The organism is Kitasatospora sp. NPDC058492 (genome assembly GCF_042720685.1).
In the GTDB taxonomy this organism is placed as follows: domain Bacteria; phylum Actinomycetota; class Actinomycetes; order Streptomycetales; family Streptomycetaceae; genus Kitasatospora.
In genome coordinates, this window is the sequence record NZ_JBHXMU010000085.1 from 1 (window position 1) to 12,319 (window position 12,319).

Annotated in this window: 8 protein-coding genes; 5 read left to right on the plus strand and 3 right to left on the minus strand. The window is 76.7% G+C overall.

The window, feature by feature from the left end; genetic code table 11:
* Nucleotides 1-342: 342 nt before the first annotated feature.
* A complete protein-coding gene (locus ACFWPI_RS35660; protein ID WP_380425281.1) occupies nucleotides 343-3,963 on the plus strand; it encodes a serine protease in 3,621 nt (1,206 codons plus the stop codon).
* A 65-nt stretch (nucleotides 3,964-4,028) separates the two neighbouring features.
* Nucleotides 4,029-4,973 (plus strand): bifunctional riboflavin kinase/FAD synthetase, encoded by a 945-nt coding sequence (locus ACFWPI_RS35665; protein WP_380378403.1) that lies wholly within the window; start codon nucleotides 4,029-4,031, stop codon nucleotides 4,971-4,973.
* Between the two features lie 55 nt (nucleotides 4,974-5,028).
* Here ACFWPI_RS35665 and ACFWPI_RS35670 read toward each other — a convergent pair whose 3' ends face one another.
* The 3 genes from ACFWPI_RS35670 to eccE all read right to left on the minus strand — a co-directional run bounded on the left by ACFWPI_RS35670 (nucleotide 5,029) and on the right by eccE (nucleotide 9,545).
* Entirely contained in the window at nucleotides 5,029-7,218 is a 2,190-nt protein-coding gene (locus tag ACFWPI_RS35670; RefSeq protein WP_380378404.1) for a MinD/ParA family protein, read from the minus strand.
* 129 nt (nucleotides 7,219-7,347) lie between these two features.
* Nucleotides 7,348-8,115 (minus strand): hypothetical protein, encoded by a 768-nt coding sequence (locus ACFWPI_RS35675; RefSeq protein WP_063347616.1) that lies wholly within the window; start codon nucleotides 8,113-8,115, stop codon nucleotides 7,348-7,350.
* A complete protein-coding gene (eccE, locus tag ACFWPI_RS35680; RefSeq protein ID WP_380378405.1) occupies nucleotides 8,115-9,545 on the minus strand; it encodes a type VII secretion protein EccE in 1,431 nt (476 codons plus the stop codon). Before eccE ends, ACFWPI_RS35675 begins: the two co-directional genes overlap by 1 nt.
* A gap of 179 nt (nucleotides 9,546-9,724) precedes the next feature.
* Between eccE and ACFWPI_RS35685 the strand changes: the two genes are divergently transcribed.
* The 3 genes from ACFWPI_RS35685 (at nucleotide 9,725) to ACFWPI_RS35695 (ending at nucleotide 12,290) form a co-directional block, all read left to right on the plus strand.
* Nucleotides 9,725-11,404, plus strand: a complete 1,680-nt coding sequence (locus ACFWPI_RS35685; RefSeq protein ID WP_380378406.1) for a type VII secretion protein EccB — start codon at nucleotides 9,725-9,727, stop codon at nucleotides 11,402-11,404.
* A 181-nt stretch (nucleotides 11,405-11,585) separates the two neighbouring features.
* The gene (locus ACFWPI_RS35690; protein WP_063347614.1) at nucleotides 11,586-11,891 is read left to right on the plus strand and encodes a WXG100 family type VII secretion target; all 306 of its coding nucleotides are present in this window, start codon (nucleotides 11,586-11,588) and stop codon (nucleotides 11,889-11,891) included.
* Between the two features lie 102 nt (nucleotides 11,892-11,993).
* Nucleotides 11,994-12,290 carry a WXG100 family type VII secretion target gene (locus ACFWPI_RS35695; RefSeq protein WP_063351107.1) on the plus strand — a complete coding sequence of 99 codons (297 nt, stop codon included), beginning with the start codon at nucleotides 11,994-11,996 and terminating at the stop codon, nucleotides 12,288-12,290.
* The last annotated feature ends 29 nt before the right edge of the window (nucleotides 12,291-12,319 follow it).

Here is a 12,319-nt window from a genome sequence, read left to right on the forward strand (position 1 = left end):
ACGCTCGACTGGGAAACCCCAGCCGAGCGCCTGCATAAACTGCTCGCGGCCTGATCAAACCGACCACGTGTTGCAACGACCCCTAGAAACCGCCGTCCCGGGAGGGGTTTCGCTCGTTCGGGGGGTGTTTCGGCGAGGTCCGGGGTTCCGGGTGAGGTCCGGAGGTTCGTTCCGGCGAGGGGACGGGTCACCCGCCCGGGGGAGCGCGCGAGGTGAACGCCCGTGGTGAGCGGCGCAGGCGCGGTGGGGCCGCCTCCCGGGCGGGCAGGCTCCCCGACGGCGAGCAGGTCGCCGTGACGAGCCCGCCCCCGGGCCGTCCGGCCTGCGGGGAGGGCAGTGCGAATGCCGGGATTCCTGGACGGCGACGGCGTGGCGGGAGACCCGGGGCGGTACCTGCTGCGGATCCGCGACCTCAACGGGCGACTGCACGGCTTAGGGTTCGTCGCCGACCCGCAGGGCACCGTCCTCACCGCCCACGAGAGCGTCACCGGCCTGGACCGGATCGTCCTGCACACCCCCGGCGGGCAGACCAGGGTGCTGGGCCCGGACGCCGTACTGCCGCTACCCGGGCACGGGCTCGCCCTGCTGCGCACCGACGCGGTCGGCGGGCTGCCCGTGCCGCCGCTGCCCGTCGCGGCCCTCGGGGCCGGGCGCGAGGTGCTGCTGCCCGCGCTGGCCGGCGAGGACGGGCGCGTGGTGGCGCTGCGTTGCGGTCTGCTGGGTGCCGCCGGGGCCGGGTACGGGGGGGTCGGCGGGGTGCTGCTGCTCGACCCGCCGGTGGTCGCCGGCGTCGCGGTGCCGGCCGGCTCGCCGGTGCTGGACGCCCGCAGCGGCGCCGTGGTGGCCCTGGCCGTGCCCGCGCTGCGCGGGCCGCAGCACGGCGGCGCGCTCCCGGCGGTGCCGGCCGGCGGCGGCGCGGTCGCGGTCGCCCCGGCGCTGGCCGAACTGCTGGCGCGCAACGGCGCGGCCGTGCCCGGCTACGGGCCCGCGCTCAACCTGGCCGGCGTGCTGCGGCTGACCGCCGCCCAGCTGGCCGCCGCGGGGGCCGGCCCGGACCGGGTCGCCGGGCTCGCCGCCGACCGGGTCGACCGGCCTGACGGACTGGCCGGGGACGAGCCGCAGGCCACCGTCACCGCGCTGGTCGGCGCCCCCGGCAGCGGGCGCTCCACCGAACTCGCCGCCCTCGCCGCCCGCCGCGCCGGCGGCGCCCGGCCGCTGCCCACCCTCTGGCTGCGCGGCGCCGACCTGCGCGCCGAGGACCGCTCGCTCGCCGCCCCGGTGGAACGGGCCCTGGCCGCCGTCGCGGCCGAGCTGGGCACCCCGGCGCCCGCGCCGGAACCGGTGGCGGCGCTGTGCGCGGCGGCCGGGCGGCCGCTGCTGGTGGTCCTGGACGGCCCCGAGGAGGCCCCCGCGCCGCTGGACCCGCGCTGGCTGCGCGGCGCGGGGGACTGGCTGACCGGCTGCGGGGCGCGACTGCTGACCGCTTGCGGCGAGGAGGCCTGGGTGCGGCTGGCGGCCGAGAAGTGGGGCAGCGGCCCCGGCCCCGCCCGGTACCCGGACCCGCCGGAGCCGGACGGCGACCTGGCCAGCGCCCCCACCGTCCGGATGGACGGCGGCGGCCCGGGCGCACCCAGCCTCGCCGGGCACCGGCTCGGCCCGCTCCCCGCCGAGGCGGCCGAGCGGGTGCGCCGCCGCTACGGGCTGCCGCCGGGCTGGCCGGCCGACGCCGACGCGCGGCACCCGCTGGCCGTCCGGCTGGCCGGCGAGCTGTGGGCGGAGGGCCTGCGCGGGGAGCCGGGCCGCCGGGGCGAACTGTTCGCCGCCTACCTGGACCTGCGCTGCCTGCGGGTGGCCCGGCGGCTGGCCGAGGACGGCCGGCAGCGCCGCCCGGGCGCCCACCGCCGGAGTTCCGCCCGCCCGGCCGGGCCCTCCCACGGGAGGGTGCGGCGGCTGGCGGCCGCGGTGGCCGGACGGGTGCACGAGGCGGCCCGGCGGATGCTCGGCGCCGGGCCGGGCGGGCTGGGCCGGGCCGTCTTCGAGGAGCTGTTCCCGGCGGCCGGCGGCTGGGCCACGGCCGTCCTCGCCGAGGGCCTTTTCGTCCCGGCCGGGCCCGGATTCCGTTTCGCGCACGGGGAGTTCGCGGACTGGCTGCAGGGCCTGCACCTGGACCTGGACGCCGCGCTGCGGCTGCTGCTCGGCGAGGCCGCGGACACGCCGTCCTCGCCCGCGAACGGGCTGGCGGGCGCGTCCGCGGCAGGCCCCCCACGCGGCGTCCCCCGGCACCGGATCGGCCCGGTCGCCGCCGCGCTGCGCCGACTGGCCGAGACCTGGGGCGCACCCGCCCTGGACCCGTGGCTGCACCGGCTCTGGCGCGCCCTGGACCTGCGCCCGCCCGGCAGCGAACCGGCCTGGTGGGCGGGCCGGCTGCTCACCGCCGGGCTGGCCGCCAGCCCCGATCCGGCCGAACACCGGGCGCTGCTCGACCAGTTGGCCGGGCGGATCGCCGAACGGGCGGTCGCCGAAGGCGGGTTGGACGCGCTCCCGGCGGACGGGCTCGGCGCGTTCGGCCCGGCGTTCTGGACCGGCCTCGGCCTGCCCGCCGAGGCCGAACTCGCCCTGTTGCGCCGCCTGGTGGCCGCCGACGGGCCAGGGCAGCCGTTCCTCGGCGCGGTGGCCGAGCGGCTGCGCGCCGACCCCGTCGCGGTGTTCCCGCTGCTCTGCGCCTGGTTCGACGATCCGCGCGGCCTGCCCGGCCGCCCCGGGCACACCGTCGCCGACCTCGCCCACGACCTGCTGCACGCCCACCGGCGGCTCGCCCTGGACGAGTTGGCCGACGCCCTGGCCGACGCCGCGCACCCGAGGGCGGACGCGCTGCTCACCGTGCTCGCCACCGAGGAACCCTCCGCGCTCTGCCGGGCGGTGGACCGCTGGAGCCACGACGGGCGGCCCGAGCGGCACGTCGCCGCCGCCGTGCACGCCCTGCACGCCGCCCCGCACGCCGTCGGCGCCGCCGCCGGACTGCTGCGGTTCAGCGCGCTGACCCTGCTCGCCCGCGAGGACGAACCGGGCCTGCACGGCGCCGCCCTCGCCCTGCTGGTCGGCGACCCGGCGACCAGGGCCGAGCACCTCCCCGCCGCGCTGGCCCTGCACCGGGCGGGCGGCGACGCCTTCCTCACCCCCAGGGCGCTGGCCCCCGCCCTGGAGAGCGACCCGGAACCCGTCCTGGCCGCGCTCGCCGACCGGCTGGCGGCCCCCGGCGCGGCCGCCGCCGAGACCCTGCGGATGCTCGCCGACGCCCGCACCCCGGTGGCCACCCGGCGGGGCGCCGAACTCGCCGCCCGGCTGCTGCGCGAGCACCCGACGCTGGCCGGCCCGGTCGCCGTCGACTACCTGGGCCGCCGCCTGGAGCGCGCCGCGACCGGCGGCCCGGCCGCCCGGCTGGAGCTGCGGGTGCTGCTCGGCGGCGCGCTGGCCGCCCGTGCGGCGGGCGTGCGGCGGCCGTTCGCCCAGGTGCTGTCCGTCCCGGTGGCCGACCCGGCGGCGGACGCGCTGCGCTGCGAACTGCTGGACACCCTGCTCGCCATCGAGACCGACCCGGCGGTGCTGACCGCGGCCGTGGAGCGGCTGGCCGAGCACTGCGCGGCCGAGAATCCGGCCCGGGCCCGCGCGGTGCTGGCCCGGGCGACGCCCGGCCTGCCGGCCGCGGACGAACTGCTGGTGCGCTGCGCCGGCCGCTCGGCGGCGTTCGCGCAGCTGCTCGCCCAGTGGCCGCGGGACGCCGCCCCGACCGCGCCGGACGGGCCCCGGCTGGCCCGGATGCGGGCCCTGGCGGCGGCCGGCCGCGACCCGCAGTACGCGGCCGCCGAGGCGGAGCGGACCGTGCCCGGGCGGGCCGCGCACCCGCCGGTGCGCCCAACCCGCATTCCGGTGCCGGAGCAGGAGCAGGCGCATGGCACGCTATAGGGGTTCGGGTTTGAGCGTTTGAGCGTACAGAGGGTACGCGCCGTACGGAACAAGGAGCGGTCAGGGTGCAGCGCTGGCGTGGCCTGGAGGAGATCCCCGCTGACTGGGGACGCAGCGTCGTCACCATCGGCTCGTTCGACGGGGTGCACCGCGGGCATCAGCTGATCATCGGTCGGGCGGTCGAGCGGGCCCGCGAACTCGGCCTCCCCGCGGTGGTGGTGACCTTCGACCCGCACCCGCGCGAGGTCATCCGCCCGGGCAGCCACCCGCCGCTGCTCGCCCCGCAGGCGCGCCGCGCCGAGCTGATCGCGGGCCTCGGCGTGGACGCGGTGCTGGTGCTGCCGTTCACCCCGGAGCTGTCCCAGGAGTCGCCGGAGACCTTCGTCCAGCAGGTCCTGGTCGACGCCCTGCACGCCCGGGCCGTCATCGAGGGCCCCAACTTCCGCTTCGGGCACCGGGCCGCCGGGGACGTCGCGCTGCTCACCGCGCTGGGCCGCTCGGTCGGCTTCGACGTCGAGGTGGTCGACCTCCAGGTGAGCGGCGCCGCCGGGTCCGGCGAGCCGTTCTCCTCCACCCTGACCCGGCGGCTGGTCGCGACCGGGGACATGGCCGGCGCCGGCGAGGTGCTGGGCCGCCCGCACCGGGTCGAGGGCGTGGTGGTGCGCGGCGCGCAGCGCGGCCGTGAGCTCGGCTACCCGACCGCCAACGTCGAGACCGTGCCGCACAGCGCGATCCCGGCCGACGGCGTGTACGCGGGCTGGCTGACCGCCGACGGCGAGCGCATGCCCGCCGCTATCTCGGTCGGCACCAACCCGACCTTCGACGGCACCGCCCGCACCGTCGAGGCGTACGCCATCGACCGGGTCGGCCTGGACCTGTACGGGCTGCACGTGGCCGTGGACTTCCTGGCCTACCTGCGCGGGATGGAGAAGTTCGACTCCATCGACGCGCTGCTCGACCGGATGGCCGACGACGTCAAGCAGGCCCGCGAGCTGACCGACGGCGTCTGAGCACTGCCGCAGCACGGGGAAGGGCCCGCCGACCTGGTCGGCGGGCCCTTCGGCGTCACTGCGGGGGCTGCGGCGGGTGGCCGTAGCCGGGCGGCGGCTGGTAGCCGTCCGGCGGGGACGGCGGGGACGGCTGGGACGGCGAGGCGGGCGGGGCGGGCTGCGGCGGCTGGCCCTGGGCGGGCGGGTAGCCGTAGCCCGGGCCCGGCTGCGGGGCCGGCTGCTGCTGGGCGCCCGGCTGCGGCCAGGCCGTGGGGGCGGGCGGCTGCTGCGGGTAGCCGTAGCCGGGTGGCGGCGGCGGGGCCTGGCCGGGCTGCGGCGCCCACGGCGCCCCGGGGGCGGGCTGAGCGGCCTGGCCGGCCTGACCCGCCTGACCCGGATACGGCTGTGGCTGTGGCTGCGGCGGGTACGGCGTGGCCTGCACCTGCTGCTGCCACCCGGACTGCTGGGCGGCGGCCTGCTGGGCCCGGACGATGTCCTCGCCGACCAGGGTGGCCAGCTCGAAGTAGGCCTCGCGGACCTTGGGCCGCATCATGTCGAGGTTGACCTCGGCGCCGGCCGCCAGGCTCTCGTCGAACGGCACCACGATCACCCCGCGGCAGCGGGTCTGGAAGTGCGCGACGATGTCCTCGACCTTGATCAGCTTGCTGGTCTCGCGCACCCCGGAGACCACCGTGATGCTGCGCTGCACCAGGTCCGCGTAGCCGTGCGCGGAGAGCCAGTCCAGGGTGGTCGAGGCACTGGAGGCGCCGTCCACGCTGGGGGTGGAGACGATGATCAGCTGGTCGGCGAGGTCCAGCACCCCGCGCATCGCGCTGTACAGCAGGCCGGTGCCGGAGTCGGTCAGGATGATCGGGTACTGGCGGCCCAGCACGTCGATGACCTGGCGGTAGTCCGAGTCGTTGAACGTGGTCGAGACCGCCGGGTCGACGTCGTTCGCCAGGATCTCCAGGCCCGAGTTGAGGTCCTGCGAGGTGAACTGACGGATGTCCATGTAGCTGCGCAGGTGCGGGATGGCCGTCACCAGGTCGCGGATGGTCGCGCCGGTCTGGCGCTTGACCCGGCGGCCCAGGGTGCCGGCGTCCGGGTTGGCGTCGATCGCGATCACCTTGTCCTGGCGCTCGCTGGCCAGGGTCGCGCCGAGCGCGGTGGTGGTCGTGGTCTTGCCGACCCCGCCCTTGAGGCTGATCACGGCGATCCGGTAGCAGCTCAGCACCGGGGTGCGGATGATCTCCAGCTTGCGCGACTTCTCGGCGGCCGCCGCCTTGCCGCCGAACTGGAACCGCGGCTGCTGGCGCTGCTGCTTGGGCTGGCTGCGCAGCAGCCGGTCCGAGGACAGCTCGACCGCGGCGGTGTAGCCGAGTGGTGCGCCGTGCGCCACGGGCGGCTGCGGGGCGGCGGAGTGCGGGAACGCGACCGGCGGCGGTGTGGCGGCGCCCTGCGGCGGCCACGGCTGCACCCCGCCGGACTGCTCGTGCGGCGCGCCCGGCAGCAACGGCCGGTAGTCGTGCGGCTGGGGCTGGGCCGACTGCGGGTAGGCGGGGGGCTGCGGCCAGCCGCCCTGGCGCGGATCCACCGGTGCGGGCTGCGGGGCCGGCTGCTGCGGCTGTGCGGGCTGCGGCTGGGCGGCGCCCTGCTGGGCGGCCCACGCGGCGGCGGCCTGCGGGTCGTGCGCCGGCAGTGGCTGCTGCGGGGGCAGGTGCTGCGCGGGCGGCTGCGGGTACGGCTGCGGGTACGTCTGCGGCGGGACCGGCTGGGCGGGCTGCGCCGGCGGCGGGGCCGGGACCGGGGCCGGGTACGGCGGTTGCGGGGCGGGCTGCGGCTGCGCCGGGGCCTGCGCCGGCCAGCCCGGGGCGACGGCCTGTGGCTGCTCGAACGCAGGGGCAGGGGCAGGGGCAGGGGCAGGGGCAGGAGCGGGGACGGGGGCCTGGGCAGGGGCGGACGCCGGGAACGGGACGTGCTGCGCCTCGGCCTGGACGGGCTGTGCGGGCGGCACGGGCTGGGCGGGTACGGGCGCCTGAGCCGGCGTCGGGGCCGGAGCCTGGGCGGGCACCGGCGCCGGAGCGGTGGCCTGCGGAGCCTGCACCGCCGGGGCCGGAGCCTGAACTGCCGGGGCCGGGGCCGGGGCCGCCGAGGCGTCCGTCTGCACGTACCAGGACGGGGGAGTGTAGTCGGGCGCGTCGGACCAGTCGTCGTCGTCCTCTGCCGCGTTGTCGCCGACGTAGACGCCGTCCCGATCGCTGCTCACTAGGGCTCCCTCGTGTTCGCCGCCGCTTGTTCAGCGGTGCCGTTGCCGCATCAAAGACTAGGCCGTGCGGCAACCCCCGTTGAAGGCGGCGTCGGATCCGGAGCGGCCCCCCGGGCCCGGCGCCGCCGCTCAGTCCATCCGGCGCGGACCGCCGAGAACCTGCTGCTCGGCCTGCCCGGCCACGGCCCGCACGTACTGGCGCCGCATTCGGGTGGCCCACAGGGTGAGGTCGTCGCCGAGGGTGGGCAGCGCGGCGACGTCCTCCGGCGGGAGCGACAGCACCCGGCCGGTCAGCTCCGCCTCCTGCGGGGAGACCCGCTGCACGCCCACCAGGTCGGCCGCGTTGAGCACCCGGGCCGCGTGCGGGCCCAGGTACGGCAGCAGGGTCAGGGTGGTCTGCCAGGGCGCGGCGGAGAGCCGGCTGCGCGGCGGGCGGGCGCCGAGGTCGCGCACCACCAGGACCGGCGAGGCCACCGAGGCGCCCTGCGGGCCGAGTCGGCCGACCTGGTGGACCGTCACGCACGGCTGCCCGCCGCCCGCGGCCTGCGCCAGCGGGCCCCACAGCTGCCCGCGCGCGGTCTCCACCGCGACCCGGGCGCCGATCGCGGCCGCCCGCAGCGCGATGACCTGCGCCGTCCACACGCCGCCGACCAGCACCAGGTCGTACGCGCTGGGTCGGAACAGGCCGAGCACCGCGGGCAGCCCCTGCGGGTCGGCGCCGATCACCACGCCGTCGTCGCCGACCGGGAAGGCCAGCGCCCCGAGGTCCGCGGCGTCCAGCACGTGCTTCTCCCGGCGCGGGCCGCGCAGCCCGAAGCCGGGCAGGATCCGGGACCGCGCCCGGGGCTGTTCGGCGCCGTGCTGCGGGCCGGGGGCCGGATAGGTCTGGTACGCCATCAGGACGCTCCTCCCAGCGGCAGGGTGGCGAGCACCCCGGGGGCCTGCTCCAGGTCGAGCCGGACCAGGCCGAGTCCGGCGCCCTGCGCCCGCGCCTCCACCTGGCGGCCGACCTGCGTCACCTCGCTCTCGCTGCGCCCGGTCACCCGCAGGTGCCCGCTGACGGTCACCGAGCCGCCGGTGCCGCGCCCGGCGGTCAGGCTGAAGGTGCTGGCCAGCGCGGGGGAGCCGGTGACCAGGTTGACCAGGTCGGGTGCGGCGATCCGGCCGGGCGAGCCGCCGGGGCGGCTGAGCTGCGGCCAGCGGGAGATCCAGTAGGTGCTGTGCCAGCGGTCGTCGATCCGCCAGAACCGGCTGCCCTCCTGGGTGCGGCGGGTGGTGCCGCCGCCGCTGCCGGTGCCCTGGCGCCCGGCCACCGCGAGCGGGTTGGCGCAGGTGGAGATGGCCAGCGCGGCGATCAGCTCGCGCTCGTCCAGCACGGTCGCGTTGAACCCGGCGCTGTTGAGCCGCCCGGCCAGCTGGTCGGTCACCCGTTGCAGTGCCTTGCGGGCGCCCTCCTCGCCGCCGCCGCGGGCCCGGACGGCGGCCGCGGCGCGCTCCGGGTCGAGCTTGAGCGCCACCCAGGTCAGCCGCAGCCCGGGGGTGGCGGTGCCGTCCGGCAGCTCCCGGTAGGCGCGGGCGGCCAGCGACTGCTCGGGCAGGTGCGGGGCCGGGGCCGGCTGGGTGTGCTGGACGAGTTGCACCGACTCCAGGGTGATGTCGTCGACCTGGAGCGCCGAGCAGATCACGTCCAGGGGCAGCGGCAGCGCGGTGCGCACCGGGCGCAGCGGCTGGTCCTTGGCCTGGACGAGCAGCACCGAGCTGAGGAAGGTGCCGTCGCCGACCATGCCGGTCTCCCGGCGGACGGGGCGGCCGCCCAGGTCGGCCTCGGTGGCGTGGGTGCAGGTGCGCAGTGCCGGTTCGAGTTCCAGGGCGGGGGCCAGCGCCGGGTCGGTGCCGGCCGGCGGCAGCGTGCTGCGGGCCTGCCGGCGGCGGGACTTGAGGGCGGCGCGCACCCGTAGCAGTTCGGGGATGGTCCGGCCGCGCAGCGGGATCACGGCGAGCACCACCAGGACCAGCGCGACCGCGCCGAAGCCGGCGGCGACCGGTCGGCTGATCGTCCAGCCCACCGCGACCAGCGCGGCCGCGACCTCGACCAGGACGAGCTGTTGGAGCCTCAGCCGGCCGCCGAGCAGCCCGGGCCGGGGGTTGATCCGGAGCAGGACGGGCCCGCGACCGCCTTCGTCACGGCCGCTGCTCTCGCCGGCGGGCGGCAGCGGCTGCCCGGGCGTGGTCTCGGGGGCGGGGCCGCCGTGCTGCGCCCGGCCGGAGCGGCGCGACCTCCCGCCCGTTGCCGGTCCGCGGCGTCCTGGAGCGGTCTGGCTTGGCATCCCCCGGGTGACCCTCTCTGATCAGTTGCCGCGGCCCGGCTGGCCGGTGCGCGGACCGTACCCGTACCGTACTCACCGTCTGCTGCCGCATCGTAGAGGGTTCGTACGGGTTCCCGCCCGGCGGGTGCGGGGGGCGGTGCAGGGCGGTCCGACAATGTCTGACGAGGGGGACGACGAGGATGGCATCGCGCCGGGACGAGCTGAACGCGTACACCTTCGCCCGCAAGCGCACGGTGGGGGCGTTCCTGCTGCCCGGTGGCGGCGGCAGCGACGAGGACGCGCCGCGCCCGGTGAAGGCGGTGCTGCCGAGCGTGCTGGCCGGGGCGGTGATCGTCGCCGGGTTCGGGTTGTGGGGGGTGTTCAAGCCGAGCGCGCCGCTGCACTGGGACGACGGCAAGAACGTCGTCCAGGGCAAGAAGTCGACCACCCGGTACGTGGTGCTGACCGACCCGGACGGCCGGACCAGGCGGCTGCACCAGGTGCTCAACATGTCCTCGGCGCGGCTGGTGCTGCCGGCCGACGCCAAGGTGGTGGTGGTCGACGACGGGGTGCTCGACAGCTACCCCAACCACGGCCCGACGATCGGCATCCCGTACGCGCCGGACAAGCTGCCGACGAGGGACAACGCGGACAAGCCGATGAAGTGGTCGGTCTGCGACCGCCCGGGCTCGGACGACAAGCAGGAGACCGTCAACCAGGCGGTGTTCGTGGCGGCCGGCCCGGACGCGGCGGCGCTGGCGGCCAAGGACCGGATGCTCGGCCAGGACCAGCTGCTGCTGGTGCAGCAGGCGGACGAGCAGCAGGTCTCCGCGCAGCCGGCGCCGGGCCAGCCCGCGGCCAGGCCGGGCGACGCGAAGGTGTTCCTGGTCGACGCGTTGGGCCGCAAGCACGGCATCGGCTCGCCGCAGGCGGACGACAAGGAGCGCAAGTCGCTGATCACCGCGGTCTTCGGGCCCAACGCGGTGCCGCAGCGCGTCAAGCGCGAGTGGCTGGACACCCTGGTGACCGGCAGCCCGATCACCTTCCCGAAGGTCGACGGGGTGGCGGACAGTCCGAGCCCCAACTCCTCGGTGGAGCTGGGCAACCAGGCCGACCGCCGGATCGGCCGGCTGGTGCACTACCAGGACCGCCGCTACGTGGTCGGCAAGGACCGGCTCTACCTGGTGACGCCGTTCCAGGCGGAGCTGATCCGGCAGAACCCGGACTACCAGGACCTCTACAAGTACGACGGCGACAAGCGGCCGCGCAGCGACGAGATGACCCCGGCCGACCACGCCAAGCTGGGCAACGACGTCCGGCTGCCGAGCACCGGGGACGACTGGCCGCTGAAGTCCGGTGCGCCGGCCAACAACTGGCAGGACCGGCAGGACGCGCGCCTGGTCGTGTGCAGCACCTTCGACGGCGTCGCCGAGGACGGCCGCACGCCCCGGCGCAGCGTCTGGGCCGGGACGTCCTACCCGGCGCCGTACAACAACGGCGCGGGCGCCGCGTACGTGACGCCCGGGCACGGCCTCTTCTACCGCGCGCTGGACAACGCGGCGGGAGGCTCCGGCACCGACTTCCTGATCACCGAGACCGGTCTGCGCTACTCGGTGCCGGCCAACGGCGACGGCGGCCGCGGCGCCACCACGCCGCCCGGCGGGCAGCCCGGCCAGGGCGGTGCCCCGAGGACGCCCACCCCGCAGCCGGGCGCCACCGCGCCGGACCAGCAGCCGCCGCAGGACGAATCGGGCGCCAACCAGGCCCGGTTGGGCTACAAGGAGCTCCAGCCGCTCCCGGTGCCGCACGAGTGGTCGGACCTCGTCCCGGCCGGCCCGCCGCTGACGGCGAAGAGCGCCGCCCAGCCGCAGAACGCCTGATCGGCCAAGCCAGGCAACGGACTTGGCCTACGTGTCATGGTCTGGTAACTGCGTCGAGTTCGGTGTTGGGCGAGCTGCGTGTGCCGACTACAGTGCTCCTGGACATCACTAGGGTGATGGGACGGTCGGGCCGCGCTGCCCTCCGTACACGCAATGTCTGTCTCATGGGGGATGGTGGAGCATGGCTCAGGGTCAGTTCACGATGACCGCTCAGGAGATGCTGGCTTTCGCCAAGCGGATCGAGGACGCGATCGGGAAGATCGAGGCTGAGCGGCAGAAGCTCATCAGCACGGTCGATGGCATCACCGGCGGCTGGCAGGGCCAGGCGGCGAGCGCCTACAAGGCCTTGCAGGACCAGGTCAACACCGACATCGCGAAGCTGAAGGAGTCGCTGACCGCGATCCAGCACGCGATCGAGCTGACCACCAAGCACTACGCGAGCACCGAAGAAGAGCAGAAGGCGCTGTTCTCCAACGCCCAGGGCTGATCAGCCGCACCGCGCTGATCACCGTTCTGTTCCGACCTTCCGCTCGGTGGGGCGCCCGCGGCTGAGCGCGGGGTGCTCCGCATCCTCGTCAAGGGAGACATCGTGTCCGACCACATCCTCGTCAACTTCGAGACCGTCCACCACGCGGCCGAGGAAGTGCGCGCCTCGGCCGGTCGCATCGACCACCTGCTGAACGACCTCAAGGGCGACGTCAACCGCATCGCGTCCAGCTGGCAGGGCGCGGCCCAGCAGGGCTACCAGGCCCACCAGACCCAGTGGGACGCGCGCGCCGCCGACCTGCAGAAGGTCTGCACGCAGATCGCCTCCTCGCTGGACAGCGCCGCGCAGAGCTACAAGACGACCGAGAACAACAACGCCAAGCTGTGGGGGAACAACTGACCACGCGTTCCCCAGCGGGAACGTGAGGG